This is a genomic window from Mycobacterium sp. (assembly GCF_049608025.1).
Classification (GTDB): Bacteria; Actinomycetota; Actinomycetes; order Mycobacteriales; family Mycobacteriaceae; genus Mycobacterium.
This window is the reverse complement of record NZ_JBMYXC010000005.1, coordinates 9,169-35,684: the sequence shown is the minus strand read 5'-3', so window position 1 is coordinate 35,684 and position 26,516 is coordinate 9,169. Positions and strand designations below refer to the sequence as shown.

General features: G+C 66.5%; 23 protein-coding genes. 19 read left to right on the top strand and 4 right to left on the bottom strand.

The annotated features are described in order from the left end of the window. The first annotated feature begins 289 nt into the window (after nucleotides 1–289). The 9 genes from ACPGXI_RS03040 (at nucleotide 290) to ACPGXI_RS03000 (ending at nucleotide 9,243) form a co-directional block, all read left to right on the top strand. Complete coding sequence (locus tag ACPGXI_RS03040) at nucleotides 290–853, top strand: Rv1476 family membrane protein (RefSeq protein WP_526649673.1); 564 nt, start codon at nucleotides 290–292, stop codon at nucleotides 851–853. A gap of 218 nt (nucleotides 854–1,071) precedes the next feature. Further along, nucleotides 1,072–2,505, top strand: a complete 1,434-nt coding sequence (gene ripA / locus ACPGXI_RS03035) for an NlpC/P60 family peptidoglycan endopeptidase RipA (RefSeq protein WP_526649671.1) — start codon at nucleotides 1,072–1,074, stop codon at nucleotides 2,503–2,505. Further along, on the top strand, nucleotides 2,502–3,185 hold the full coding sequence (gene ripB, locus ACPGXI_RS03030) for an NlpC/P60 family peptidoglycan endopeptidase RipB (RefSeq protein WP_526649669.1): 684 nt from the start codon (nucleotides 2,502–2,504) through the stop codon (nucleotides 3,183–3,185). The genes ripA and ripB overlap by 4 nt, the downstream gene beginning before the upstream one ends. A 174-nt stretch (nucleotides 3,186–3,359) precedes the next feature. Further along, on the top strand, nucleotides 3,360–4,517 hold the full coding sequence (moxR1, locus tag ACPGXI_RS03025; RefSeq protein WP_526649667.1) for a chaperone MoxR1: 1,158 nt from the start codon (nucleotides 3,360–3,362) through the stop codon (nucleotides 4,515–4,517). A gap of 85 nt (nucleotides 4,518–4,602) precedes the next feature. Then, the gene (locus ACPGXI_RS03020) at nucleotides 4,603–5,511 is read left to right on the top strand and encodes a DUF58 domain-containing protein (protein ID WP_526649665.1); all 909 of its coding nucleotides are present in this window, start codon (nucleotides 4,603–4,605) and stop codon (nucleotides 5,509–5,511) included. A gap of 18 nt (nucleotides 5,512–5,529) precedes the next feature. After that, on the top strand, nucleotides 5,530–6,537 hold the full coding sequence (locus ACPGXI_RS03015; protein WP_526649663.1) for a vWA domain-containing protein: 1,008 nt from the start codon (nucleotides 5,530–5,532) through the stop codon (nucleotides 6,535–6,537). A 54-nt stretch (nucleotides 6,538–6,591) separates the two neighbouring features. Then, on the top strand, nucleotides 6,592–7,371 hold the full coding sequence (gene fabG1, locus ACPGXI_RS03010; protein ID WP_526649661.1) for a 3-oxoacyl-ACP reductase FabG1: 780 nt from the start codon (nucleotides 6,592–6,594) through the stop codon (nucleotides 7,369–7,371). A gap of 25 nt (nucleotides 7,372–7,396) precedes the next feature. Beyond that, on the top strand, nucleotides 7,397–8,203 hold the full coding sequence (gene inhA, locus ACPGXI_RS03005; RefSeq protein ID WP_526649659.1) for an NADH-dependent enoyl-ACP reductase InhA: 807 nt from the start codon (nucleotides 7,397–7,399) through the stop codon (nucleotides 8,201–8,203). After that, the gene (locus tag ACPGXI_RS03000; RefSeq protein WP_526649657.1) at nucleotides 8,203–9,243 is read left to right on the top strand and encodes a ferrochelatase; all 1,041 of its coding nucleotides are present in this window, start codon (nucleotides 8,203–8,205) and stop codon (nucleotides 9,241–9,243) included. Before inhA ends, ACPGXI_RS03000 begins: the two co-directional genes overlap by 1 nt. A 3-nt stretch (nucleotides 9,244–9,246) precedes the next feature. On the opposite strand, the gene ACPGXI_RS02995 is transcribed toward ACPGXI_RS03000, so the two are convergent. Then, nucleotides 9,247–10,122 (bottom strand): Rv1486c family protein, encoded by an 876-nt coding sequence (locus tag ACPGXI_RS02995; protein ID WP_526649655.1) that lies wholly within the window; start codon nucleotides 10,120–10,122, stop codon nucleotides 9,247–9,249. Nucleotides 10,123–10,194: 72 nt separating this feature from the next. Between ACPGXI_RS02995 and ACPGXI_RS02990 the strand changes: the two genes are divergently transcribed. Genes ACPGXI_RS02990 through ACPGXI_RS02980 form a run of 3 tightly spaced genes read left to right on the top strand, consistent with a single transcriptional unit; the run spans nucleotide 10,195 to nucleotide 12,270 of the window. Continuing rightward, nucleotides 10,195–10,629 carry an NfeD family protein gene (locus tag ACPGXI_RS02990; RefSeq protein ID WP_526649653.1) on the top strand — a complete coding sequence of 145 codons (435 nt, stop codon included), beginning with the start codon at nucleotides 10,195–10,197 and terminating at the stop codon, nucleotides 10,627–10,629. Between the two features lie 58 nt (nucleotides 10,630–10,687). Beyond that, the gene (locus tag ACPGXI_RS02985) at nucleotides 10,688–11,908 is read left to right on the top strand and encodes an SPFH domain-containing protein (RefSeq protein ID WP_526649651.1); all 1,221 of its coding nucleotides are present in this window, start codon (nucleotides 10,688–10,690) and stop codon (nucleotides 11,906–11,908) included. Next, nucleotides 11,908–12,270, top strand: coding sequence for a DoxX family protein (locus tag ACPGXI_RS02980; protein WP_526649650.1), 363 nt, complete (start codon nucleotides 11,908–11,910; stop codon nucleotides 12,268–12,270). The genes ACPGXI_RS02985 and ACPGXI_RS02980 overlap by 1 nt, the downstream gene beginning before the upstream one ends. Here the strand turns inward: ACPGXI_RS02980 and ACPGXI_RS02975 are convergent. Further along, nucleotides 12,257–13,009, bottom strand: coding sequence for a TVP38/TMEM64 family protein (locus tag ACPGXI_RS02975; RefSeq protein ID WP_526649648.1), 753 nt, complete (start codon nucleotides 13,007–13,009; stop codon nucleotides 12,257–12,259). The two genes, ACPGXI_RS02980 and ACPGXI_RS02975, sit on opposite strands and share 14 nt — an antisense overlap. Nucleotides 13,010–13,127: 118 nt before the next feature. Between ACPGXI_RS02975 and mutA the strand changes: the two genes are divergently transcribed. The 5 genes from mutA to ileS all read left to right on the top strand — a co-directional run bounded on the left by mutA (nucleotide 13,128) and on the right by ileS (nucleotide 23,205). Beyond that, nucleotides 13,128–15,017 carry a methylmalonyl-CoA mutase small subunit gene (gene mutA / locus ACPGXI_RS02970; protein WP_526649801.1) on the top strand — a complete coding sequence of 630 codons (1,890 nt, stop codon included), beginning with the start codon at nucleotides 13,128–13,130 and terminating at the stop codon, nucleotides 15,015–15,017. 4 nt (nucleotides 15,018–15,021) lie between these two features. Next, entirely contained in the window at nucleotides 15,022–17,316 is a 2,295-nt protein-coding gene (gene scpA / locus ACPGXI_RS02965; protein WP_526649646.1) for a methylmalonyl-CoA mutase, read from the top strand. Further along, on the top strand, nucleotides 17,317–18,336 hold the full coding sequence (gene meaB, locus ACPGXI_RS02960; protein WP_526649644.1) for a methylmalonyl Co-A mutase-associated GTPase MeaB: 1,020 nt from the start codon (nucleotides 17,317–17,319) through the stop codon (nucleotides 18,334–18,336). It abuts the gene before it with no gap. 54 nt (nucleotides 18,337–18,390) lie between these two features. Beyond that, a complete protein-coding gene (gene lipL / locus ACPGXI_RS02955; RefSeq protein ID WP_526649642.1) occupies nucleotides 18,391–19,686 on the top strand; it encodes an esterase/beta-lactamase LipL in 1,296 nt (431 codons plus the stop codon). Between the two features lie 306 nt (nucleotides 19,687–19,992). Continuing rightward, nucleotides 19,993–23,205 (top strand): isoleucine--tRNA ligase, encoded by a 3,213-nt coding sequence (ileS, locus tag ACPGXI_RS02950; protein WP_526649640.1) that lies wholly within the window; start codon nucleotides 19,993–19,995, stop codon nucleotides 23,203–23,205. A gap of 21 nt (nucleotides 23,206–23,226) precedes the next feature. On the opposite strand, the gene ACPGXI_RS02945 is transcribed toward ileS, so the two are convergent. Beyond that, complete coding sequence (locus ACPGXI_RS02945) at nucleotides 23,227–23,460, bottom strand: RNA-binding S4 domain-containing protein (RefSeq protein WP_526649638.1); 234 nt, start codon at nucleotides 23,458–23,460, stop codon at nucleotides 23,227–23,229. 56 nt (nucleotides 23,461–23,516) lie between these two features. Between ACPGXI_RS02945 and ACPGXI_RS02940 the strand changes: the two genes are divergently transcribed. Further along, complete coding sequence (locus ACPGXI_RS02940) at nucleotides 23,517–24,872, top strand: DNA polymerase IV (protein WP_526649636.1); 1,356 nt, start codon at nucleotides 23,517–23,519, stop codon at nucleotides 24,870–24,872. 39 nt (nucleotides 24,873–24,911) lie between these two features. On the opposite strand, the gene ACPGXI_RS02935 is transcribed toward ACPGXI_RS02940, so the two are convergent. Continuing rightward, a complete protein-coding gene (locus tag ACPGXI_RS02935; RefSeq protein WP_526649634.1) occupies nucleotides 24,912–25,847 on the bottom strand; it encodes an asparaginase in 936 nt (311 codons plus the stop codon). A gap of 43 nt (nucleotides 25,848–25,890) precedes the next feature. Here ACPGXI_RS02935 and lspA point away from each other — a divergent pair. Then, the coding region (gene lspA, locus ACPGXI_RS02930) for a signal peptidase II (protein ID WP_526649632.1) at nucleotides 25,891–26,516 on the top strand (626 nt) is incomplete at its 3' end.

Genomic DNA, 26,516 nt, shown 5'->3' with positions numbered 1-26,516 from the left:
TCGTAGCTGTTGTCACCGACCTTGAGGGTGTCGCGCGCTCCGAATGAGTTCAGGGATGAATTCTTGCTGCTCACATCAGCTCCCGGCTTGATCATCGCCGCGACGGGCTGTGTCGGCGGCGCTCGTTATCGTGACAGTACGCATGTCCTGCAAGGCAGGACGGTTATTTCGGTTGATCGCATTCCAGTCTTGCCCTTCAGTGCGCGCGTCGCTACCCCGATGGGATACCCGCGAAGAAAAGTCGTGTCGTCGCTGCCGCCGCGGCCCGGCGGTCGCGTACCGTGCTGCTGTGACCGGACCGCACTCCATCCCTTTCCAGATCCCGCTCCAGGTCCCGTTTGCTCCGTCCTACATCCCGCCGGAGATCGACATGGAGCAGGTGATTGCCGACGTGGCAGACGACGGGGTCAGCGTGCCGCCCTCCGCTCAGGGCGATGTGCCTGCGCTGCGCCAGGTCGTCGAGGAAGCCCACGGTGAAGGGGTCGATCTCAAGATCGTCGTGATCGATCTCAATCCGCCCACCGAAATGCCGCTGCGGGACATCGCCACCGAGGTCGGCGACGCGAACCCGGGCGCGACCGTACTGGCGATGAGTCCGTCCTACGCCGGCACCTACAGTCCGGCCTTCGACCGGGTGACGCTGGAAGCCGGCCAGGATCTGGCCAAGACTGGCAACTCGGTGCAATCCTCGAAGAATTTCCTCGGTGAGTTGACGACCAGCCACTTTCCGTGGACGCCATTCACCATTGTGCTCGTTTTAGCGGTGGCGATCGCGGTGGTTAGCGTCCGATTGCTGCAGGTGATTGGCAAACGGACTGAGGTTCCAGATACGGCGTCCAGCAGCCCCGATTAACCCTCAGTTCGCTCTTCCGCAAATTGCAATGTCACCATTTGATAACGCCAAATGCAATTACATTACTGTAATTTGTGACTAAAGTTTCGCTAGGGTCAGATGTGACGTACGGTACAAACAGTGCCTGGTGTTGCAGATGTTCTTAGTGTGACTTCTGAGCTGAGGCGCCCGAGAATATTCCGGCACGTTCGCGTGGAGCCTTAGGAGACTTGAGTCTGATGAGCCGCATCCCTGTCGGCGCCTCCGCTTCGCGGCTGTGCGCGGTGTCCCTGACGTTTGGCATGGTGCTCACGACCCCCGGCCTTGCGCAGGCGCAACCCGCCAACCCCGACAGCCTGGCGGTGTTGGTGACCTCGGTCGCCAATGTCAACCAGCAATTGCAGGACCTCGGTGCTGCGATCCAGACCAAACAGGAGAGCGTCAACAAGGCGATCCTGGATGTGAAGAACGCGCGAGACGATGCCGCAGCAGCCCAATTGGAGGTCGAAGCGAGCGCTCAGCGGGTCAAGGACGCCAATACTGCGATTGCCGCCGCCCAGCAGCGGTTCGACACGTTCGCCTCCGCGATGTACGTCAGCGGCCCGTCGAGTTCGTACTTCACTGCCTCGGATCCCACCGACATCCTCAACACCGCTGCCACGGCTCAGACGCTGTCGATCAGTTCCCAGAAGGTGATGGCCAACCTTCAGCGCGCTCGCACCGAGCAGGTCAACAAGGAGTCCGCGGCCAGGCTGACCAAGCAGAAGGCCGATGAGGCTGTCCTGGCCGCCGAGACCAGCCAGCAGACCGCAGTGTCTGCACTGACCGATGCGCAGGAGACCTTCCAGCGCCAGCAGGTCGAGCTCGATCGTCTCGCCGCCGAACGGTCGGCTGCTCAGGCGAAGCTCGATGAGGCCCGGAGCCTGGCCGCGACAACCGCCGGTCAGGCCGGGGCCCCCGCGGCTGCTCCGGCGCCCGGTCAGCCGGCAGCCGCGCCGATCGCCAAAGCCGCTGCCAAAGACCCCCACGCAAACTGGGACATCGACCCCTCCACCGGTAACCGCGAAACCGCCTGGGACATGACGTTGCCCCAGATTCCGAGCGCATTCGTCAGCGGCGACCCGATCCAGATCATCAACGCAGTCGTGCTGATCATGCAGACCTCGCTGGAGTGGACCGCGAACCTGGGCCGCAAGTTCATGCAGAGCCTCGGGCTGTTGCCCACCGAGACGGGTCTCACCAACGGCGGTGCGATACCGGCGGCGGCCGGCCCGCAGGCCACCGAGTTCGTGATCAGGCGCGGGATGTCGCAGATGGGTGTGCCCTACTCCTGGGGCGGCGGCAATGCCTCCGGGCCCAGCCGCGGCATCGATTCCGGCGCCGGCACAGTCGGATTCGATTGTTCAGGCCTGATGCTCTACATGTTCGCCGGTATCGGTATCAAGCTGGATCACTACTCAGGGTCGCAATACAACGCCGGACGCAAGGTGCCGTCGTCGCAGATGCGCCGCGGCGACATGATCTTCTGGGGTCCCAACGGCAGCCAGCACGTCGCGATGTTCCTCGGTAACGGCCAGATGCTCGAGGCGCCCTACACCGGTTCAGTGGTCAAGATCTCACCCGTGCGCACCAGTGGCATGACGCCGTTTGTCGTCCGCATGGTCGAGTGGTGACGGTTCTGCGTCGCGCCATCTTCGCTGTGGTCGCCGCGGGCACGCTGTTGCTCGGGGCGGTGGCACCGGCCTCGGCACAGCCGGCGGCCGGTCAGTGGGATCCGACCTTGCCCAAGATTCTCAGCGCGGGCGCGCCGGGCGATCCACTGTCGATTGCCAACGCATCGCTGGCTGCGACGGCTCACGCCACCAAGATCACCATGGATCTCGGCCGAAAGTTTCTCACCACTCTGGGATTCGGCCCGCCCGCCGGCGTCACACCGGGCGTTGTGCGCGGCCCCGCGGCCATCGAGTATGTGATCCGCCGTGGTGGGTCGCAGATCGGCACCCCGTATTCCTGGGGTGGCGGCAAGCCCAACGGCCCTAGCCGCGGCGTCGACTCGGGTGCCAACATCGTTGGATACGACTGCTCGGGCTTCACGCAGTTCTCCTACGCCGGCGTCGGTGTGTTGATCCCGAAGTACTCCGGAGATCAGTACAACACCGGGCGCAAGGTCCCCACGAGCCAGGCCAAGCGCGGGGATCTGCTGTTCTGGGGTCCCAACGGCAGCCAGCACGTCGCGATCTATCTGGGCGGCGGGAAGATGCTGGAGTCCTCCGGCAGCGCGGGCAAAGTCACCGTCAGTCCGGTGCGCTCCTCAGGTCTGCAGCCGTATGTGGCGCGCGTGATCGAATCCTGAGTGAGCACTGAGTAATACCTGAACAGAACCGGTGAATGCCGATGCGCGGCGCGGCACACCCCGGGCAACGTCGACGGATTTCCAAGCAACTGGAATAGTTGTCGGCGAGCGCGCGGCCAGAACCGGCCCGCGCCGCACAGACCAGCATGCACTGCGCATGTGGAAGGAACATCGATGACCTCACCGAGTGGGCCGCCGCAAGGCGCTGGAGGACAACCCGGGCAGGCACCGGGCTACGCTGCCGGTGCTCACGCTGCGCCAAGCGCCGCACCGTCGGGTTCCGCGCAGTCCAACGGCAGTCTGCAGCAGGAGGTGAACGCCCTGGAACGGGCCATCTTCGAGGTCAAGCGGATCATCGTTGGTCAGGATCTGCTCGTCGAGCGGATGCTGGTCGGTCTGCTGTCCAAGGGGCACGTTCTGCTCGAGGGCGTGCCCGGTGTTGCCAAGACGCTGGCTGTGGAGACCTTCGCCAAGGTGGTCGGTGGAACGTTCGCCCGCATTCAGTTCACCCCGGACCTGGTGCCCACCGACATCGTCGGTACCCGCATCTACCGGGTGGGCAAGGAGGAGTTCGACATCGAACTCGGCCCGGTGGTGGTCAACTTCCTGCTCGCCGACGAGATCAACCGTGCGCCCGCCAAGGTGCAGTCCGCACTGCTCGAGGTGATGGCCGAGCGCAAGATCTCCATCGGCGGCAAGACGTTCTCGCTGCCCAGCCCGTTCCTGGTGATGGCGACTCAGAACCCCATCGAGCAGGAGGGCGTCTATCAGCTGCCGGAGGCCCAGCGTGACCGCTTCCTGTTCAAGCTCAATGTCGACTACCCCACGCCCGAGGAAGAACGCGAGATCATCTACCGGATGGGCGTGAAGCCGCCGGAGGCCAAGGCGATCCTGTCCACCCAGGATCTGCTGCGTCTGCAGGACGTCGCCGCGAACACGTTCGTCCATCACGCACTCGTCGACTACGTCGTGCGCATTGTGACCGCCACCCGCGAGCCCGAGAAGTTCGGGATGCCCGACGCCAAGGCCTGGATCGCCTACGGTGCCTCTCCACGTGCTTCGCTGGGCATCATCGCCGCGTCCCGCGCGCTGGCTCTGGTGCGCGGTCGCGACTACGTGATCCCCCAGGATGTCGTCGAGGTGATCCCCGACGTGCTGCGTCACCGCCTCGTATTGACCTATGACGCGCTCGCCGACGATATCTCCAGCGAGACGGTGGTCAATCGCATTCTGCAGACGGTCGCGTTGCCCCAGGTGAACGCCATTCCCCAGCAAGGCCATTCGGTTCCGCCCGTCGTCCCGGCCGCTGCGGCCGCGGCCGGCGGCCGCTGACCGGAGTAAGTGGCTCACTGAAGTGACTTCACCCTCAGGTCCAACGGGCGGCAAACGGCCCCGCCCCACGATCGACCCGCCGTCAATGAAGCGTGGGGAGATTCGTGACCCGGCGCTGACGGCCGCGCTGCGCAAGCTCGAACTGACGGTCCGGCGCAAGCTCGACGGTGTGCTGCATGGAGATCACCTGGGGTTGCTGCCGGGCCCAGGATCCGAGCCGGGGGAGTCGCGGGTCTACCAGCCCGGCGACGACGTACGCCGGATGGACTGGTCGGTCACCGCCCGTACGACCCATCCCCACGTGCGGCAGATGATTGCCGACCGGGAGTTGGAGACCTGGCTGGTGGTCGACATGTCGGCCAGCCTCGACTTCGGCACGACCGGATGCGAGAAGCGTGATCTCGCGGTGGCCGCCGCGGCGTCGATCGCGTTCCTGAACAGCGGCGGCGGCAACCGGATCGGTGCCATCATCTCCAACGGCGACACCACCCGTCGGGTGCCCGCGCTGTCGGGCCGGACCCATGAACAGGAATTGCTCCGGGCCATCGCCACCACCCCGCGGGCTCCGGTGGGAGTCCGCGGCGACCTCGCCGCGGCGATCGATGCGCTGCGACGGCCGGAGCGGCGACGTGGCATGGCGGTGATCATCAGCGACTTCCTGGGGCCGATCAACTGGATGCGCCCACTGCGGGCCATCGCGGGCCGACATGAAGTGCTCGGCATCGAGATCCTCGATCCCCGAGACGTCGAGTTGCCGGCTGTCGGCGATGTCATCCTGCAGGACACCGAGACCGGACGCACTCGCGAGTTCACCATCGATGAGCAACTGCGCACCGACTTCGAGAAGGCCGCCGCCGGGCATCGCGCCGAGGTGGCGCGCACGCTGCGCCGCTGCGATGCCCCGCTGATGAGTTTGCGCACGGATCGGGACTGGATCGCCGACGTGGTCCGGTTCGTCGCGGGCCGGCGCCGTGGCGCCCTGGCTGGCCGGTGATTGCATGACGGTGATTGCATGACATTGCCACTGCTCGGACCGATATCACTGTCGGGTTTCAAGAACCCCTGGTTGTTCCTGTTGCTGATGGTCGTCCTCGGGCTGGTCGGGCTCTACATCGTTGTGCAGTTGGCCCGTCACAAGCGGGTTCTGCGCTTTGCGAACATGGAGTTGCTCGAAAGCGTCGCCCCGGCCCGACCCAGCCGTTGGCGCCACCTTCCGGCTACCTTGCTGATTCTGTCGATGGTGATGTTCACCATTGCGATGGCAGGTCCCACGAACGACGTCCGCATTCCTCGTAACCGTGCCGTGGTGATGCTGGTGATGGACGTGTCGCAGTCGATGCGAGCCACAGATGTCGAGCCGAACCGACTCGCGGCCGCCCAGGAGGCGGCCAAGCAGTTCGCAGATCAGCTGACGGCCGGCATCAATCTTGGCCTGATCGCCTACGCCGGCACCGCTACCGTGCTGGTCTCGCCGACGACGAACCGGGAGGCGACCAAGAATGCGATCGACAAGCTGCAGCTGGCCGACCGCACGGCAACCGGCGAGGGCATCTTCACGGCGCTGCAGGCAGTCGCCACGGTGGGAGCGGTTATCGGCGGAGGCGATGAGCCACCGCCGGCACGCATCGTGCTGATGTCTGACGGTAAGGAAACCGTCCCGTCGAATCCGGACAACCCCAAGGGCGCGTTCACTGCCGCGCGCACCGCTAAAGACCAGGGCGTACCCATCTCCACGGTGTCTTTCGGAACGCCCTACGGCTACGTCGAGATCAATGAGCAGCGTCAACCGGTCCCGGTGGACGACGAGATGCTCAAGAAGATCGCGGAACTCTCCGGGGGCGACGCGTTCACCGCTTCCAGCCTGGCCCAGCTCAAGGACGTGTTCACCAACCTCCAGGAGCAGATCGGTTACGAGACCATCAAGGGCGATGCCAGTGTGGGCTGGCTACGGCTCGGCGCGCTGGTGCTCGCCGCTGCGGCGCTGGGCGCCCTGCTGATCAACCGTCGTCTGCCCAACTGAGCACGCACCAGGGCGATTTCAGACTCGACCAGGTGAGAGGTTAAGTTGACGGTCATGAGTCTGACCGAGAATCCTGCCGACACGGCCGGCGACGCCGAGGGTGACGCTGAGGGCGGCCGGCCCCCCTTGGTCGCCCGTTCGGTGCTGGTCACCGGCGGAAACCGGGGTATCGGGCTGGCTGTGGCCCGGCGCCTTGCCGCCGACGGGCACAAGGTCGCCGTCACCCACCGTGGCTCGGGCGCGCCCGAGGGTCTGTTCGGTGTGCGATGCGACGTCACCGACAGCGCCGCCGTCGACGCCGCTTTCAAAGAAGTCGAGGAGCACCAGGGTCCGGTCGAGGTCTTGGTGTCCAACGCAGGCATCGCGGCGGACGCATTCCTCATGCGAATGACCGAGGAGAAATTCGAGAAAGTTCTCGACGCGAACCTCACCGGGGCGTTCCGGGTAGCCCAGCGGGCATCGCGCAGCATGCAGCGCAAGCGGTTCGGACGGATGATCTTCGTGGGCTCGGTCTCGGGCACCTGGGGCATCGGCAACCAGGCCAACTACGCTGCCTCCAAAGCCGGCCTGATCGGGATGGCCCGCTCGATCGCTCGCGAGCTGTCCAAGGCCGGGATCACCGCAAATGTGGTGGCCCCGGGCTACATTGACACCGAAATGACCCGCGCGCTGGACGAAAGGATTCAGGAGGGGGCACTGGAATTCATCCCGGCGAAGCGGGTCGGCACCGCCGAAGAGGTCGCGGGGGCTGTCAGCTTCCTGGCGTCCGAAGATGCGAGTTACATCTCCGGTGCGGTGATCCCCGTCGACGGCGGCATGGGAATGGGCCACTAGAGAAGAAGAGATAAGGACTTTCACTGTGACGTTTCTTCAAGGCAAGCGGATCCTCGTCACGGGGATCATCACGGACTCGTCGATCGCATTCCACATCGCCAAGGTCGCGCAAGAGGCCGGTGCCGAACTGGTGCTCACCGGATTCGACCGGATGAAACTGATCCAGCGCATCGCCGACCGGCTGCCGAATTCGGCTCCGTTGTTGGAGCTCGATGTACAGAACGAGGAGCACCTGGCATCGCTGGCCGACCGAATCGGCGACGTCATCGGCGCCGGTAACAAGCTCGACGGTGTGGTGCATTCGATCGGGTTCATGCCGCAGACCGGAATGGGGGTGAACCCGTTCTTCGACGCGCCCTACGAGGATGTCGCCAAGGGCATTCACATCTCCGCGTTCTCCTACGCATCGCTGGCCAAAGCGGTTCTGCCGGTGATGAACTCCGGTGGCGGCATCGTCGGCATGGACTTCGATCCCACTCGCGCGATGCCGGCTTACAACTGGATGACCGTCGCCAAGAGCGCCCTGGAATCGGTCAACCGATTCGTCGCCCGGGAGGCCGGCAAAGTAGGCGTGCGGTCGAATCTCGTCGCCGCGGGACCGATCCGGACGCTGGCCATGAGCGCGATCGTGGGCGGCGCGCTGGGCGACGATGCCGGAGCGCAGATTCAATTGCTCGAAGAGGGCTGGGATCAGCGCGCACCGCTGGGCTGGAATATGAAGGACCCGACTCCGGTGGCCAAGACAGTGTGTGCGCTGCTGTCGGACTGGCTTCCGGCGACAACGGGCACCATCATCTACGCCGACGGCGGGGCGAGCACCCAACTCCTGTGATGAACCCCCTAGGCACCGACGGCCCTGACGCGCTGCTGCTGCTCTCGTTCGGCGGCCCGGAGGGCCCCGAGCAGGTCATGCCGTTCCTCGAGAACGTCACTCGGGGGCGGGGAATCCCCGCCGAGCGTCTGGCGGCTGTCGCGGAGCACTACCTGCATTTCGGCGGCGTGTCGCCGATCAACGGCATCAACCGCGATCTGATCGTCGCGATTGAGACGGAGCTGGCACGACGGGGCATGGACATGCCCGTCTACTTCGGCAACCGCAACTGGAAACCCTACATCGAGGATGCCGTCGCGCAGATGCGGGACAACGGGATTCAGCGCGCGGCCGTGTTCTCGACCTCGGCCTGGGGTGGCTATTCCGGCTGCACCCAGTACCAGGAGGACATCGTGCGCGGTCGGGCGTCTGCCGGTCACCAAGCCCCCGAGCTGACCAAACTGAGGCAGTACTTCGATCACCCGTTACTGGTGGAGATGTTCGCCGACGCCATCCGGGAAGCGGCCGCGACGCTGCCCGAGTCGGTGCGTAGCGGTGCCCGACTGGTGTTCACCGCCCATTCAATCCCGCTGCGCGCCGCCTCGCGCTGCGGGCCTGATCTCTACGAACGCCAGGTCGGATATACCTCTTTCCTGGTGGCCGCGGCAGCGGGATACCGCGAGTACGACCAGGTATGGCAGTCGCGGTCCGGTCCGCCGCAGGTGCCCTGGCTGCAGCCCGATGTCGGCGATCATCTGAATGTGCTGGCTCGCGCAGGCACCGAGGCGGTGATCGTCTGCCCGGTGGGTTTTGTCGCCGACCATATCGAGGTGGTCTGGGATCTCGACCATGAACTGGCTCAGCAAGCCGCCGATGCCGGGATCGCGTTCGCGCGGGCCACGACGCCCAACGCTCAGCCCCGCTTCGCGCAGTTGGCCGTCGGCCTGGTCGACGAGTTGCGCCTGAACCTACCGGCCGCCAGGGCCGGGGGAGCCGATGCGGTGCCGGGGTATGGCTGCAGCGTCAACGGGGCGTTGTGCACCCCGGCTTGTTCGGGCTGAACGCTAACCGCGCCATGCCGATTGAAGGATGGAACTGACCGCGGCCAACCGCGCCGAGCGGACCACCGAGGTCAGCGGGCGCAGTGCATCGCTGGCAAGTTGAACCTCCGAGGAGCTCTGCAGACCACTCGGGATGAGCCCGGAACTGACGGTGATGATGGCGTCCACGTGCGCTGCGTTCTCCAGGACCCGCGCCGCCCTGGTTGGGGCGTGGTCGGGAATTCGGTGCGCCTGGGTGGACTCGAGGACCTCTTCGACCATCCTGCGCGGGTCGTCGAGTTCGCCTCCGGAGGCGTCTGCGCGCAGCGCCCGGAGTGCGTCGGCCGCGGCGCGCACCGCGCTGCGCAGCGTGTACTCCGCGTCGCCGAGATCGACATGCTCAGCTGCCGGCATGGCAGAAAGGGAGTACGCCGTCCAGGACAACGAGGACAACGAGGACAACGAGGACAACTCGGGCCCGCACTCGAACCCACTCCCGATGTCGGCGGAGTCCTCGTACTCGAAATCGGGTACGAGACCGACCGCGGAATCGGGCTGTCCGACGATGATCGCCTCACCGGCAGCGATCGCGTCTCGACCGAACTGTGTGCCCGGTGGCAGGCCCCGCACGTCGCCGGGGATCGGAAGTGCCAGCGCAATCGTGGGCGAGGACCCGGCCGGCCGAGCCGCGGTGCGCATCGTCTGGAGTAGCGAGACTGCGCCGGCGTCGTCTAGATCCGGCCACGGCAGTCCGGTTCGCTCCGCGGCGACCGAGTCGTAGGCGGTAACGGAATGCGTTGGGGCCCAGAGGGACAGCGCATCCAAGACGTCGTCTGGCGCGGCAGCGCCGGCGAGCCAGGCATTGGCCCATATCGACAACGAGACGCTGGGGCACCACATGATGCTGGCAGTGTAGTTGTTGGCTCTCGTTCTTACCTGCCGGTCCAGTCGGCCGCGCGCTAGGCTTTGGTTATGCCCCTTCCGCTGATCTGGCTGATCGCAGCACTGGCCCTCGCCGGGGCAGAGGCGCTCACCGGTGACTTGTTCCTGCTCATGCTCAGCGGCGGAGCGCTGGCCGCGGCTGGGTCCAGCTGGCTGCTCGATGGGCCGATCTGGGTCGACGGCCTGGTGTTCCTGCTGGTCTCGGTGCTGCTACTGGTAGGGGTGCGCCCGGCGGTGCGGCGACGGATGCAATCCGGCAAGGGTCTGCTGGATCCGGCCAAGGCGCTCGAGGGCAGAAGCGCGCTGGTCCTCGACCGGGTCGCGCGCCATGAGGGGCAGGTCAAGCTCGAAGGCGAGGTCTGGACCGCCAGGCCCTACTACGAGCACGATGTTTACGAAGCCGGCGATCAGGTGACCGTGGTGCACATCGACGGTGCCACCGCTGTCGTCGGCAAGGTCATGTAGGCCCGCAGCGGAATCAAGTTCGTCTGGAGAACCCGGGCGACAACGGAAGGAGCTGGTCATGGATGGTGCTGTTGCGGGGTTGGTCCTGCTGGCCGCGTTGGTGCTGTTCGCCGTCATCGTGGTGGCCAAGTCGGTCGCCTTGGTGCCTCAGGCCGAGGCAGCGGTGATCGAGCGCCTGGGGCGCTACAGCAAGACGGTGTCCGGGCAGCTGACGTTGCTACTGCCGTTCATCGACAAGATCCGGGCCCGGGTGGACCTCCGTGAGCGGGTGGTGTCGTTTCCTCCCCAGCCGGTGATCACCGAAGACAACCTCACCGTGAATATCGACACCGTCGTCTACTTCCAGGTGACCGAGCCACGGGCGGCGGTCTATCAGATCAGCAACTACATCGTCGGTGTCGAGCAGCTGACCACCACCACGCTGCGCAACGTGGTGGGTGGCATGACCCTTGAGCAGACCCTGACCTCCCGTGACTCGATCAACGGCCAGTTGCGCGGTGTGCTCGACGACGCAACTGGGCGTTGGGGCCTGCGGGTGGCGCGCGTCGAGTTGCGCAGCATCGATCCGCCGCCGTCGATTCAGGACTCGATGGAGAAGCAGATGCGGGCCGACCGGGAGAAGCGTGCGATGATCCTGACCGCCGAGGGTCACCGCGAGGCGTCGATCAAGCAGGCAGAAGGCCAGAAGCAGTCCCAGATCCTGGCCGCCGAAGGCGCCAAGCAGGCCGCCATCCTCGCCGCCGAGGCCGAGCGGCAGTCCCGCATGCTGCGTGCTCAGGGCGAACGGGCCGCCTCCTACCTGCGGGCCCAGGGTGAGGCCAAGGCGATCGAGAAGACGTTTGCCGCTATCAAGGCGGGTCGCCCGACCCCGGAGATGCTGGCCTACCAGTACCTGCAGACGTTGCCGGAGATGGCCAAGGGCGAGGCGAACAAGGTCTGGCTGGTGCCCAGCGATTTCGGTGGGGCCCTGCAGGGCTTCGCCAAGATGCTGGGTGCGCCGGGCGAGGACGGGGTGTTCCGGTACACGCCGTCGCCGGTGGACGTGAACCTGCCCAAGCCCGAGGATGACTCCGCCGAGGTTGCCGAGTGGTTCAACACTCAAACCGACCCGGCGATCGCCCAGGCCGTCGCCCAGGCGGTGGCGGAGGCACGCACCCCGGTCGCGGGGACCCTCGACGGGCCGCGACAGTATCCGCCGCTCTCGGAGCAGGCGCAGCCGCCTGCGCCCAAATACCCCCAGGCGCAACCTCCGGCACCGCGTCACGGTGCCGCAGACTGATGGGCGCGCTGACCGAGAAGAGGACCTACGCGCTGCTGGCCGCGCTTCAGGCCGGCGACGCGGTCGCCTGCGCGATCCCGGTGGCGCCCATCGACAAGACGCTCGATGACGTCGGCCTTGATCCGCGGCTGCGACCGGTGCTGCCGATCGTCAAGGGCGCCTCGGCGGTTGGGCTGGCATCGGTGTACCGCTTCCCGGCCTTGGCCCGGGTCACCACCTTCATGCTGACGGTCTACTTCGCATTGGCCGTCGCGTTCCACGTCAAGGTGAAGGACTGGAGCCCGAGCCTGGTGGCCGCAGCGTCGTTGCTCGCGCTTTTCGGGGCGATGACGGCGAAGGGGCCTGCGGTCAACCGGCGCTGATCGCAGACTCCGCGGGTTCTGCCGTTGGGGCGTCGGATGCGCCGGTTCGATGGCGACTTTGGGCCCTGATCTCGTAGACCAGCCCCGCCATGCCGACGCTTGCGGTGCACAGCGAGACCAGGAACAGCAGGGGACTGATATTCCCGGTGAGGGCGTCACCGAGGATGACGACCGCGGCGGTGCCGGGCAGTAGCCCGAAGAAAGTCGCCAGTGTGTAGGGCAGCACCCGAACCGCAGACGAGCCGGCTGCGTAGTTCAGCACCGAGAACGGGACGGCCGGAATCAGTCGCATCGACAACACGGTGGGCCACCCGCGCGCGGCGAGTCGCGCGTTCACCGCCTCCAGCCGTGGATGCGTCACGAGTCGGTTCAACTGCCAGCCCACCGCGCGGACGAGCAGCAGAGCGATGACCGCGCTGATCGTGCTCGCGAGCACCGCGATCGGCACCCCCAGGAACGGTCCGAACAGCAGGCCCGCCGCCAGCGTGAAGACGGTGCGCGGGAACGGGAACACCGTCACGAGGATGTGTGCGCCCAGAAAGGCCAGCGGGAACCACGGGCCCACCGATGTGGCCCAGTCCCGTAGCTGCACGGCAGTCGGCAGCGGAACCAGCACCGCAATGGCGACAAGTGCCACAATCGCGGTCAGGATGGTCACGAACCGGCGCTTGGGAACAGTCCTGAGTGTGGTGACCACCGCCGTGCGAACTGTGCGCAGCGTGCTGACGACGGACTTCACGCTTGCCAACAGTACGGGGCCGAAGCGACCGATCGGGGCCAGGGCGACCACCTCCTGCCATCGAGGTGCCGAGTCGGCCGACCAGCCCCCGGCGCCCCGTCTTCGATCATTTAGCCTGATAGCTGTGCAGAAACCCAGTGCCGGCGTCGCCGCGGGTGTAACCGGTGCCGATCTCGACCGATGGCGCTCTGCGGTGGCGGGTGTTCTGACCAAGACCACCCGGCGCGACCCTGCCGATCTGCCCGCGGAACCAGAACGATTGCTGGATTCGCAGACCTACGACGGCTTCCCGATCCGGCCCCTGTACACCAGCGTGGACGAACACGCCGAGCCGAGTTTGCCGGGCCGCTGGCCTTTCGTCCGCGGCGGCGATGCGCTGCGGGACGTGAAGTCGGGCTGGAAGGTCGCCGAGGCCTTTCCAGCCGACGGGTCGACTGCCGAGGAGAGCAATGGGTTGGTGCTGCTCGCGTTGACCGAGGGCGTCAGCGCACTGGTGCTCAAGGTCGGCGACGGGGAGGTCTCCGCGGACGGCGTTCCGCCGGCAGATCTCGGTCGTTTGCTCGATGGCGTGTTCCTCGACCTCGTGCCCGTTGTCTTCGACATCGCAGGTGAGGGTTCGACCTATGTCGCCACGGCTGAGGCGGTGCTTGCCCTGCTGACCGGACTCGACGACGATCAGCGGTCCCGGTTGTCGGTGGACCTGGGCGCCGATCCACTGACTGCCCAGCTGTCCGGACGGCCCGCCGCCAGTATCGGTGACGTCCTCACGACCGCGGACACGTTCACCGGATACGGCGGACACGTGCGGGCGATCACCGTCGACGGTCCGGCCTTCCATAACCTGGGTGCCAGTGCATCGTGGGAACTCGGCGCCTCCATCGCCGCGGGCATCGCCTATCTGCGCCTGTTGGTCGAGGCGGGTCTACCTACCGCCGTGGCGCTCAGGCAGATCAGTTTCCGGTTCGCGGCCGACGACGACCAGTTCATGACTGTCGCGAAACTTCGTGTTGCGCGCCAACTCTGGGCCCGGGTCGCCGATGTGGTGGGGGAGCCTGACGCAGGTGCGGCGACCGTGCACGCCAGCACCTCGCTGGCGATGATGGCTCAGCGCGATCCATGGGTGAACATGGTGCGCACCACAGTGGCAGCATTCTCGGCGGGCGTCGGTGGTGCCGACACCGTGCTCGTGCACCCGTTCGATGTCGCGATTCCCGGCGGGTTCCCCGGCACTGCGCGCAGTTTTGCGCGACGGATCGCCCGAAACACCCAGTTGCTGTTGCTCGAAGAGTCCCATGTCGGCCGCGTGCTCGACCCGTCGGGCGGTTCATGGTTCGTCGAGGACCTCACCGGACAACTTGCCGAGCAGGCGTGGGGGCACCTTCAGGAGATCGAGGCCAAGGGAGGTTTCGTCGCCGCCAGGGACTACATCAGCGGGTGCATCTCGGAGGTGGCGCAGGCCCGCGCGGAGGACATCGCGCATCGGCGCACCGCGCTGACCGGGGTCAATGAATATCCCGATCTCTCTGAATGTGCTCTTCCGCAAGGTGATTCGCTGCCCCATGTACTGCGATACGCGGCGGGTTTCGAAACGTTGCGGAACCGCTCGGATGTCTTCCTGGATCAGGCGGGTAGGCGGCCGACGGTGCTGCTACTGCCGCTGGGGCCATTGGCTGAGCACAACAAGGGCACCACATTCACCTCGAACCTGCTGGCCTGCGGCGGCATCCAGGCAGTCGACCCTGGCCCAGTGGACGCCGCCGGGGTCGGTCAGGCAGTAGCTGACGCCGGCGGCGCCGAGATTGCCGTGATCTGCGGTACCGATGCCCGCTGCGCGAACGAGGCCTCGGGTGTCGTCGAGGCTGCCCGGCAGGCCGGTGTGCGCCACATTCTGCTGGCCGGAGCGAAGAAGTCTGTCGCTGAAGCTGATTCGAAACCCGACGGCTATCTGACCGCCACGATCGATGCGGTCGGGGAACTGTCGGATCTGTTGACTCGATTGGGGGCATGACGGGATGGCTACGCACCTAACGACTGGCGAGGCGATTCCGGAGACCAGCGCGACCATCGGCAGTTTCGCCGAGGTGCCCCTGCAGGGTAAGCGCGCTCCGGTGGCGTCCACTGCTGAGGATGTGGCCGGCCAGACTTCCGCGGCGGCTGCCGCGCACGGTTACACCGCCGACCAATTGGACTGGGCCACCCCCGAAGGCATCGACGTCAAACCCGTCTACATCGCAGCCGATCGCGACGCGATCGTCAGCGCGGGATATCCGCTGTGCAGCATGCCCGGAGAGCCGCCATTCGTGCGGGGTCCCTACCCGACGATGTATGTGAACCAGCCGTGGACGATCCGTCAGTACGCCGGGTTCTCGACCGCTGCGGAATCCAATGCCTTCTATCGGCGCAATCTCGCCGCCGGCCAGAAGGGCCTCTCGGTGGCCTTCGACCTGGCTACACACCGCGGCTACGACTCGGACCATCCGCGGGTGGCCGGAGACGTGGGAATGGCTGGGGTGGCCATCGATTCCATTCTCGACATGCGCCAACTATTCGATGGAATCGACCTGTCCTCGGTGTCGGTGTCGATGACGATGAACGGCGCGGTGCTGCCGATTCTCGCGTTGTATGTGGCCGCCGCAGAGGAGCAGGGGGTACCGCCCGAGAAGCTTGCCGGGACCATCCAGAACGACATCCTCAAAGAGTTCATGGTCCGCAACACCTACATATATCCGCCCAAGCCGTCGATGCGGATCATCTCCGATATCTTCGGCTACACAAGCCGGAAAATGCCCAAGTACAACTCGATCTCGATCTCGGGGTATCACATTCAGGAGGCCGGTGCCACCGCCGATCTGGAGCTGGCCTACACCCTGGCCGACGGGGTCGAGTACATCAAGGCCGGGCTTGATGCCGGGCTGGAGATCGACGAGTTCGCCCCGCGGCTGTCCTTCTTCTGGGGCATCGGCATGAACTTCTTCATGGAAGTCGCCAAGCTGCGCGCGGGTCGGCTGCTCTGGAGCGAACTTGTCGCAGAATTCGAGCCCCGGAACCCGAAATCGCAGTCATTGCGCACGCATTCGCAGACCTCAGGTTGGTCGTTGACGGCTCAGGACGCCTTCAACAACGTGGCCAGGACCTGTGTCGAGGCGATGGCCGCGACGCAGGGCCACACCCAGTCACTGCACACCAACGCGCTCGACGAAGCGCTCGCCCTACCGACAGACTTCGCGGCCCGCATCGCACGCAACACTCAGCTGTTGCTGCAGCAGGAGTCGGGCACCACCCGGCCCATCGACCCGTGGGGTGGCTCCTACTACGTGGAGTGGCTGACCTACCAGTTGGCGACACGGGCACGCTCGCACATCCAGGAGGTCGCCGCGCACGGCGGCATGGCCCAGGCCATCGATGAGGGCATTCCGAAGCTGCGCATCGAGGAAGCCGCCGCGCGGACCCAGGCACGCATCGACTCCGGACAGCAGACCGTGATCGGGGTCAACAAGTACCAGGTTTCCGCAGAGGGTACCGACCACGAGATCGAAGTCCTCAAGGTCGAGAACAGCCGGGTGCGTGCCGAGCAGATCGCCAAGCTCGAGCGTCTGCGCGCCGACCGCGATGACGCCGCGACGCACACCGCGTTGGCAGAACTGTCCCGCGCGGCCGCGGCCGCCGGCGGGCCGGATGGGCTGGGCAACAACCTTTTGGCGCTGGCGATCAATGCGGCGCGCGCCAAGGCGACGGTCGGGGAGATCTCCGACGCATTGGAGAAGGTGTACGGACGCCACCAGGCCGAGATCCGGACCATCGCCGGTGTGTACCGAGACGAGGTGGGCATAGGGCAAACTGGCGGGAAAATGTCAGCAGCAACTGAACTGGTCGAGAAGTTCGCCGAGGCCGACGGCCGCAGGCCCAGAATTCTGGTGGCCAAGATGGGTCAGGACGGCCATGATCGCGGACAGAAGGTGATCGCGACGGCCTTCGCCGACATCGGGTTCGACGTGGACGTCGGGCCGCTGTTCTCGACGCCGGATGAAGTGGCTCGTCAGGCCGCCGACAACGACGTGCACGTGGTCGGAGTGTCTTCCCTTGCCGCGGGTCACCTGACCCTGGTTCCTGCGTTGCGCGATGCACTCGCCGAGGTCGGCAGGCCGGACATCATGATTGTCGTCGGTGGGGTCATTCCCCCGGGCGACTTCGACGAGCTCTACGCCGCCGGCGCCACTGCCATTTTTCCGCCGGGCACCGTCATCGCCGACGCGGCGATCGGTCTGCTGGACGAGCTGGCCGAGCGCCTCGGTTACCCCCTGAGTTAGATGAGCCAACCGATCAGAGAGTTGGCCGCCGCGGTCCGCGATGGCGACCGCTCGGCGCTGGCGAGGGCGATCACGCTGGTGGAGTCAGCCCGTGCCGACCACCGGCAGCGGGCCCAGGAGTTGCTGCTGGAGCTGTCCCCGGCAAGCGGGACCCGCCCTCGGCCCGATGCCGGCAACGGCCTGCGCGTCGGCATCACCGGAGTTCCCGGGGTGGGCAAGTCGACCAGCATCGAGGCGCTCGGGATGTACCTCATCGGGCAGGGATACCGGGTGGCCGTACTCGCCGTGGATCCCTCGTCCACCCGCACCGGTGGCTCGATTCTGGGGGACAAGACCCGCATGGCGCGCCTGGCGGTTCATCCCGACGCCTACATCCGGCCCTCACCCACCTCGGGGACGCTCGGCGGTGTCACCAGGGCGACCCGCGAGACGATCGTCTTGCTGGAAGCGGCGGGCTACGACGTCATCCTGGTGGAGACCGTCGGGGTGGGTCAGTCCGAGGTGGCGGTTGCCAACATGGTGGATACCTTCGTGTTCCTGACGATGGCCCGGACCGGCGATCAACTGCAGGGCATCAAGAAGGGCGTGCTCGAACTCGCCGACATCATCGTCGTCAACAAAGCCGACGGGGAGCATGCCGTCGAGGCCAAGGCCGCCGCGCGGGAGTTGGCCGGCGCCATCCGCCTGATCTACCCGCGGGAAACCCTCTGGCGTCCGCCGGTCTTGACGATGAGCGCGCTGGACGGAACCGGCTTGCCCGAGGTTTGGGAAACCGTGCTCAGGCATCGGGACGTGCTCACCGAGGCAGGGGAGTTCGACGCCCGCCGGCGCGCTCAGCAGGTGCAGTGGACCTGGTCGATGGTCCACGACGCGGTCCTGGACCGGGTGTTGACCAGCCCAGGCGTGCGCGAGGCCCGTGCCGACATCGAGCGCCGGGTTCGCAGCGGAGAGTTGACTCCGGCGCTTGCTGCGCAGCAGATCCTGGACGCCGCTGACCAGCAGCCGACGGGCGCTGGTTAACAAATCGGTAACTCCACGGTTCTTTGCCGCTCACCGGGGTAAATTCGAATCATTGTGACGGGCGTCAATAACCCGGAGCGCAGCGCGGGGCTCCGATACGGTGTCGACGGTTCGGCCCTGCCGCGTGGTGTCCAGGGCGCAGCCGATCAGAATTTCGGCTGCGCAGTGCGTCTGTTCGCGCAGATGTTCCCGTGGCGCCGTCTCGGTGGCGGCGCGCTGGCCGTCTACCTCGATGGCGAGCCGGTCGTCGACATCTGGACGGGCTGGTCTGACCGGCGGGGAACCCGGCACTGGAACGCCGACACCGGCACCATGGTGTTCTCTGCGACCAAGGGCGTGGCCGCGACCGTCATCCACCGGCTGGCCGACCGGGGGCTGATCGACTACGACGCTCCGGTGGCTGAGTACTGGCCGGCGTTCGGTGCCAATGGGAAGTCGGGCATCACCGTGCGCGACGCACTGAGGCACCGGGCGGGCCTGGCTCATCTCAACGGTGCCGCCAAGCACGAACTGCTCGATCACGTCCGGATGGAGGCGCGACTGGCCGCTGAACCGGTCAGCTGGCTGCTGGGAAAACCCGCCTACCATGCGCTGACCTTCGGCTGGCTGTTGTCCGGGTTGGCGCGCGCGGTCACAGGTAAGGGGATGCGCGAGCTGGTGCGCACCGAGGTGGCCCAGCCGCTGGACACCGACGGACTGCACCTGGGTCGGCCTCCCGAGCAGGCGCCGACGCACGCTGCGCAGATCATCGGTCCGCAGAGCCGGCTGCAGAACCCGATATTCAACCTGGTGGCACCACGGGTAGCCGCTCTGCCGTTCTCGGGCGCATTCGGAACGATGTATTCCCCCGGCGTCAAAGCGCTTGTGCAGGGTGACACACCCCTGCTCGACAGTGAGATGCCCGCGGCCAACGGCGTGGCCACCGCGCGTGCGCTGGCCCGCATGTACGGTGCGATCGCCAACGGCGGACGCATCGACGGCACGCAGTTCCTCTCCAGCGAGACCACCGCGGCTCTGGTGGGGCGGCCGAGCCTGCGGCCCGACCACGCCATGTTCATGCCGATGGCCTTCCACCTCGGCTATCACGGGCTGCCGCTGGGCGGGGTGCTGCCCGGGTTCGGGCATGTGGGTCTGGGCGGCTCTCTGGGCTGGGCCGATCCGGAGTCCGGGCTCGCGTTCGGCTATGTGCACAACCGTCTGCTGACCCCCTTGGTCGTTCCGGACCAGGCGGGCTTCGTCGCGACTGCCGCGTTGATCCGCCGGGGTGCGGCGCTGGCGCGCAAGAACGGCTTCCGGCCGGTGCGGGAGTTCGGTGCGCCCTTCGCCGATCGCACTCGGGCCGCGATCTGATCGGCTCCTTGCCCAGCGGCCTGCTCATCTGCTGGCCCGGGTGATTCCGAAGTGATGCCGTCGGCCCGCTAGACTGTGGCGACCAGCGTCGATCCGGCCATCACCGGGGAGCTTTCGGAAGAACGGCGTCGTTTCGGTCGTTGTGCGAACGGCCGCGTCCAGTAGAACCGAACGGGTTGGCCCGTCATCGCCTTCCTTCGAGCGGCGCACCGCGGGTGCGCAAGCGGGGTGGTACCGCGGCGCTCGCGCACCGGCGCGACGTCGTCCCCGTGCCTGAACGACATCTGGCACAGGAGACGCACGCAGGTGAACGCCTACCCGAAGCCGGGCGCTGGGGCGCCGAAGTTCCCCGAGCTCGAAGCCGCCGTACTGGACTATTGGGCCGGCGACGACACTTTCCGGGCCAGCATCGACCGTCGCGACGCTGCGCCGGAGTATGTGTTCTACGACGGGCCGCCGTTCGCGAACGGACTTCCGCACTACGGGCACCTGCTCACCGGATACGTCAAGGACATCGTGCCGCGCTACCGCACCATGCGCGGGTACAGGGTCGAGCGTCGATTCGGCTGGGACACCCACGGCCTGCCGGCCGAACTCGAAGTGCAGCGTCAACTGGCTATCACCGACAAGGGCCAGATCGAGCAGATGGGCATCGAAAAGTTCAACGAAGCCTGTCGGGCGTCGGTGCTCAAGTACACCAACGAATGGCGTTCCTACGTGACCCGCCAGGCGCGCTGGGTCGACTTCGACAACGATTACAAGACACTGGATCTGGACTTCATGGAGTCGGTGATCTGGGCCTTCAAGCAGTTGTGGGACAAGGAACTCGCCTATGAAGGCAACCGGGTGCTGCCCTACTGCTGGAATGACGAGACACCGCTGTCGAGCCACGAACTGCGCATGGACGACGACGTCTACCAGAGCCGCCAGGATCCGGCGCTGACCGTCGGATACCGGATCACCGACGAGCGCTCGCGCGAGGAGCAGACAGCCACCGACGCACCGGCCGCACCGGATCTGGTGGGGGCCTACCTGCTGATCTGGACGACGACGCCGTGGACGCTGCCGTCCAACCAGGCCGTCGCGGTCAACCCTGATGTCGACTACGTTCTGGTCGCGGCGCCCGACGGGCGGCGCTTCGTGCTGGCGGCGGCTCGCCTGGATGCCTACGCCCGCGAGTTCGGGGACGAACCGCAGATCGTGGCCACCTACTCGGGCCGGGATCTGGTCGGCGTGTCCTACGCGCCACCGTTTTCCTACTTCAATGACCTGAGGCTGGACTCGCCCAACGTATTCTCGGTACTGCCTGCCGATTTCGTCAGCACCGAGGACGGCACCGGACTGGTCCACCTGGCACCGGCGTACGGCGAGGACGATATGGCCACCGCGCAGGCGGCCGACATCACGGCGGTCACGCCGGTCGACGCCAAGGGACGATTCGATGACACTGTCCCCGACTTTGCGGGCCAGCACGTATTCGATGCCAACCCCCAGATCATTCGCGACCTGAAGAATCAGAGCGGGGCCGCACAAGCCAATGGCGCAGTGTTGCTTCGCCACGACACCTACGACCACTCCTATCCGCACTGCTGGCGGTGCCGCAACCCGCTGATCTACCGGGCGGTGTCGTCGTGGTTCATCAAGGTCAGTCAGTTCCGCGACCGCATGGTGGAGCTGAACAAAGAGATCACCTGGTATCCCGAGCACGTCAAGGACGGCCAGTTCGGCAAGTGGCTACAGGGCGCGCGTGACTGGTCAATTTCGCGAAACCGCTACTGGGGCACTCCGATTCCGGTTTGGAAGTCCGACGATCCGGCCTATCCGCGTATCGACGTGTACGGGAGCCTCGACGAACTGGAACGTGACTTCGGGGTGCGTCCGGACAATCTGCACCGGCCCTTCATCGATGAGCTGACGCGGCCCAACCCCGACGATCCGACCGGGCGGTCGACGATGCGTCGCATTCCCGATGTGCTCGACGTGTGGTTCGACTCGGGGTCGATGCCATTTGCGCAGGTGCACTATCCGTTTGAGAACCAGCAATGGTTCGCGGGTGGGGAGGCCGGAGCGGGTGGGGCCGGAGCCGAGGCCCATTTCCCCGGCGACTTCATCGTCGAGTACATCGGTCAGACGCGCGGCTGGTTTTACACCCTGCATATCCTCGCTACGGCGTTATTCGACAAACCGGCTTTCCGGACCTGCGTCTCGCACGGGATCGTGCTGGGTAACGACGGTCAGAAGATGAGCAAGTCGCTGCGCAACTATCCAGACGTCACCGAGGTGTTCGACCGGGACGGCTCTGACGCCATGCGCTGGTTCCTGATGGCCTCGCCGATCCTGCGCGGCGGCAACCTGGTGGTGACCGAGCAGGGCATCCGTGAGGGTGTTCGACAGGTGTTGCTGCCGCTGTGGAACGCCTATACCTTCCTGGCGCTGTACGCGCCGAACAAGGGCACCTGGCGTACCGACTCGACCCATGTGCTGGATCGCTACATACTGGCCAAGCTTGCGGTGCTGCGTGGCGGACTGACGGCATCGATGGATGTCTGCGATATCTCGGTAGCGTGCGATCAGCTACGGCAGTTCACCGAGGCGCTCACGAATTGGTATGTCCGGCGCTCTCGTTCGCGGTTCTGGGAGGAGGACGCCGACGCGATCGACACGTTGCACACCGTGCTCGAGGTGACCAGCCGGCTGGCCGCCCCGCTGCTCCCGCTGATCTCGGAGGTGATCTGGCGTGGCATCACGGGGGAGCGCTCGGTGCACCTGACGGACTGGCCCGATGCCGAATTGCTGCCGGCCGATCCGCGACTGGTCGCCGACATGGACCTGGTGCGCGAAGTCGCCTCGACGGGATCGTCGCTGCGGAAGGCCAAGAAGTTGCGCGTTCGCCTGCCGCTGCCGAACCTGACTGTCGCGTTGAGCGAGTCGGTGGATCCGCAGCGACTCGAGGCCTACCGGGACCTGATCGCCGACGAACTCAACGTGAAGTCGGTGGAACTCACCGATGACATCGCCGCCCACGGCCGGTTCGAACTCGCCGTCAACGCGCGCGTCGCCGGACCGCGGATCGGCAGCGATGTGCAGGCCGCGATCAAAGCGGTCAAGGCGGGCGAGGGAGTACTCAACGCCGACGGCACGTTGACCGCGGGCCCGGCGGTACTGAACCCCGGAGAGTTCAGCTCCAAGCTCGTTGCGGCCGAACCTGATTGGACCGCCGCACTCGCCGATGGGGCGGGTTTGGTGGTGCTCGATGGAACCGTGACGCCGGAGCTGAAGGCCGAGGGCTGGGCCAAGGACCGCATTCGGGAACTGCAGGAATTGCGGAAGGCCACCGGCCTGGATGTCTCCGACCGGATTTCGGTGGTGGTTTCGGTGCCTGAAGAGTGCGCGGCCTGGGCCCGCACGCACAGGGACCTGATCGCGCGGGAGATCCTCGCCACCAGCTTCGAGTTCGGGGATCCCGAGCAGGCCGCCGAGATCGGTGACGGCGTGCGGGTCGCGATCGCCAAGGCGTGACGGCGCTGCGGCGCGGCGGGCTCACCTGGGGGTGACGCGGGCGGCGCGGCCGGAGAACACTGCGGTGTCACCGGGGTGCAACTGCCTGCCGCGCCGGGTTTCGACGTCGCCATTGACGGTGACCAAACCGTCTGCGATCACCGACTTGGCGTCTGCGCCGGAGTCGATGAGGCCGGCCAGTTTGAGGAATTGCCCCAGCCGGATCGAGGCATCCCGGATCGGAACATCTGAGGCCTCGGGGCTTGGGTGTGCCATGCAGGTCAGGCTAACCGGCTCATCGATATCGGCCAGCAGGCCTAATATCTGCAGGTGTGGGCGCGAGATGGGTCCTGCACCTGGACATGGATGCATTCTTCGCATCCGTGGAGCAACTGACCCGCCCCACCTTGCGGGGCCGTCCTGTCCTCGTCGGCGGCTTGGGCGGCCGCGGCGTGGTGGCTGGTGCCAGCTACGAGGCGCGGGCGTTCGGTGCCCGTTCGGCGATGCCGATGCATCAGGCGCGCCGGCTGATCGGTGTGGCCGCGGTGGTGCTGCCGCCGCGCGGCGCGGTGTACGGACTGGCCAGCCGCCGCGTCTTCGAAACGGTGCGCACGATGGTGCCGGTGCTCGAACAGTTGTCGTTCGACGAAGCTTTCGGGGAGCCCGTGGAGCTTGCCGGCGCCTCGTCGGCCGAGGTGGCAGTGTTCTGCGAGAGACTGCGAGCCGAGGTGGCCGCGGTGACCGGACTGGTCGCCTCCGTCGGCGCGGGATCGGGCAAGCAGATCGCCAAGATCGCGTCAGGTCTGGCCAAACCGGACGGAATCACGGTGGTTTCCCGTGCGGAGGAAGTGGCCCTGCTCGACACGCTGCCGGTGCGCAGCCTCTGGGGCATCGGGCCGGTGGCCGACGAGAAGCTGCACCGGCTCGGCATCGGGACGATCGGTGCCCTGGCGGCGCTGTCGGACACCGAGGTCGCGAACATACTCGGTCCTGCCGTCGGGCCGGCGCTGCACCGTCTCGCGCGGGGCATCGACGATCGGCCGGTGGCCGAGAACGCGCCCGCGAAACAGATCAGTGCCGAGTCGACGTTTTCCGAAGACGTGACGACCATCGGTCAGCTCCGCGCGGCCACGGGTCCGATCGGCGAGCATGCACACCGGCGGTTGCTCAAGGACGGTCGCGGGGCCCGCACCGTCACCGTCAAGTTGAAGAAGTCCGACATGAGCATTCTCACCAGGTCGGCGACGCTGCCGTATGCGACCACCGACTCGGCGACGTTGACCGCCACCGCGCGCAGACTCTTGCTCGACCCGGTCGATATCGGTCCGATTCGTCTTGTCGGAGTAGGCTTTTCCGGCCTGTCCGAGGTGCAGCAGGAGTCGCTGTTCCCGGCGCTCGAGTTGCTGGCTGCCGACGAGGTGTCCGGCACCGGTTCACCGCAGCCTGTTGTGCAGCCCGGCCCGGCCGCTCCGCTCTGGCGGGTCGGCGATGACGTCGTGCACACCGAGTTCGGGCACGGATGGGTCCAGGGCGCAGGCCACGGGGTGATGACGGCACGCTTCGAGACCCGCAGCACCGGACCCGGGTCGGCGCGCACCTTCTCCGACGACGTCGCGGCGGTGAAACACGCCAATCCGGTGGACAGTCTGGACTGGCCGGATTTCGTCGACCGGCAGAGCGCACCCTAGACGGTGGAGCGGGTGAAGCGCGCGGACCCGCTCGCGCGGTCAGGCCCAGCGCTCGAAGGTGCCCCGGGCCGATGATCCGGCTGCCAGCGCGGCCATCAGCAGCACGCGTGCCTGCGACGATCGAAGTCGCGGAGCGACGAGCGCACCCGCATCCGCCAGGGCGCGCCCCGGCCCGTAGCCCGGGCTGACGGGCCCGCCCGGGACGCGGGTGGACATGGCCACCGCGATGCCGTCGCTGCAATGTCGCCGAACAGCATCGATGAGCACCGCGCCGGCGTTGCCGGCCCCCGGCGCTTCCAGCACGATGCCGCGGGCACCGGCGGCCACACAGGCGTCCAGTGCGACGGCATCGGCGCCGGGATAGGCGACCACGATGTCCACCCGCGGGGCATCGGCGGCAGTCAGTTCACCGAGGAACGGGCGATTCTTCGGCCTTACGAACCGGGTGAACTCGTTTCCGCCGACCGACCCCAGCGTGCACCCCGAGAAGCCCTGCAAGTCACCGGTGGCCACCTTGTGCAGACCTATCGGTTCGAACACCGCGCCGGCGAAGCTCACCGCGACACCGAGGCCGCGGGCGCCTGGGCTGCCGGCGATGGTGAGGGCGTCGCGCAGGTTGGCAGGCCCGTCGGCGTCGGGAGCGTCGGCGCTGCGCAGCGCACCGGTAAGCACCACCGGCGCCTCACCCCGATAGGTGAGTTCGAGCCACAGCGCGGTTTCTTCCATGGTGTCGCTGCCGTGGGTGACGACGATGCCGCCGATTCCATCGGTGCGCGACGCGCTTCGGACCGCCGAAGCGATCACGTCCCAGTCTGCCGGGGTCAGCTGAGAGCTGTCTACCGACATCGCTTCGACCACCTCGACGTCCAACCCTGCGGTGAGGTCCGCTCCGGACAGAGCGGGGCGCAGTACGGCGTCACCGTCGGCGGTGGTCGAGATCGTCCCACCGGTGGCTATGACGAGGAAGCGGTGCATGGGTGGAATTGTTCCCCACGGGCTCTTTGGAATGATGGGGGGCGTGACTGATGAATCATCGAGCCCGGTCGAGCCGGCGACCGGCGACGGTGTCGCGAAACCGGAGGCGGCTACGCCACGTCGTCGGCTGGGCCTTCTGCTCTCTGTGGCGGGTGTGGTGCTCGTCTTGGACATCGTCACCAAGGTGCTCGCCGTCAAGCTGCTGACACCTGGGCAGCCGGTGTCGATCATCGGCGACACCGTGACCTGGACATTGGTGCGCAATTCGGGTGCGGCGTTCTCGATGGCCACCGGATACACCTGGGTGCTCACCCTGGTCGCAACGGGCGTCGTCTTCGGCATCATCTGGATGGGCCGTCGGCTGGTGTCTCCGTGGTGGGCTCTCGGCCTGGGGCTGATTCTCGGTGGCGCGATGGGCAACCTGGTGGATCGCTTCTTCCGCTCGCCCGGCCCGCTGCGCGGCCACGTTGTGGACTTTTTGTCCATCGGTTGGTGGCCGGTGTTCAATGTGGCCGATCCGTCGGTGGTCGGCGGGGCGATTCTGCTGGTCGCGTTGTCGTTGTTCGGCTTCGACTTCGACACCGTCGGGAGGCGCCAGCCGGACGACGAATCGGACACCGTCGGGAGGCGCCAGCCGGACGACGAATCGGACACCGTCGGGAGGCGCCA

Bases quoted from the DNA above. Each gene is read 5' to 3' on its own strand.
- ACPGXI_RS03020 (WP_526649665.1), top strand. From the start codon at position 4,603: ATGAAGCGTGGGGAGATTCGTGACCCGGCGCTGACGGCCGCGCTGCGC.
- ACPGXI_RS03015 (WP_526649663.1), top strand. From the start codon at position 5,530: ATGACATTGCCACTGCTCGGACCGATATCACTGTCGGGTTTCAAGAAC.
- ACPGXI_RS02985 (WP_526649651.1), top strand. From the start codon at position 10,688: ATGGATGGTGCTGTTGCGGGGTTGGTCCTGCTGGCCGCGTTGGTGCTG.
- moxR1 (WP_526649667.1), top strand. From the start codon at position 3,360: ATGACCTCACCGAGTGGGCCGCCGCAAGGCGCTGGAGGACAACCCGGG.
- ACPGXI_RS02990 (WP_526649653.1), top strand. From the start codon at position 10,195: ATGCCCCTTCCGCTGATCTGGCTGATCGCAGCACTGGCCCTCGCCGGG.
- ripA (WP_526649671.1), top strand. From the start codon at position 1,072: ATGAGCCGCATCCCTGTCGGCGCCTCCGCTTCGCGGCTGTGCGCGGTG.
- scpA (WP_526649646.1), top strand. From the start codon at position 15,022: ATGGCTACGCACCTAACGACTGGCGAGGCGATTCCGGAGACCAGCGCG.
- ACPGXI_RS02935 (WP_526649634.1), bottom strand. From the start codon at position 25,847: ATGCACCGCTTCCTCGTCATAGCCACCGGTGGGACGATCTCGACCACC.
- ACPGXI_RS02945 (WP_526649638.1), bottom strand. From the start codon at position 23,460: ATGGCACACCCAAGCCCCGAGGCCTCAGATGTTCCGATCCGGGATGCC.
- fabG1 (WP_526649661.1), top strand. From the start codon at position 6,592: ATGAGTCTGACCGAGAATCCTGCCGACACGGCCGGCGACGCCGAGGGT.
- meaB (WP_526649644.1), top strand. From the start codon at position 17,317: ATGAGCCAACCGATCAGAGAGTTGGCCGCCGCGGTCCGCGATGGCGAC.
- ACPGXI_RS02995 (WP_526649655.1), bottom strand. From the start codon at position 10,122: ATGTGGTGCCCCAGCGTCTCGTTGTCGATATGGGCCAATGCCTGGCTC.
- ACPGXI_RS02980 (WP_526649650.1), top strand. From the start codon at position 11,908: ATGGGCGCGCTGACCGAGAAGAGGACCTACGCGCTGCTGGCCGCGCTT.
- ACPGXI_RS03000 (WP_526649657.1), top strand. From the start codon at position 8,203: ATGAACCCCCTAGGCACCGACGGCCCTGACGCGCTGCTGCTGCTCTCG.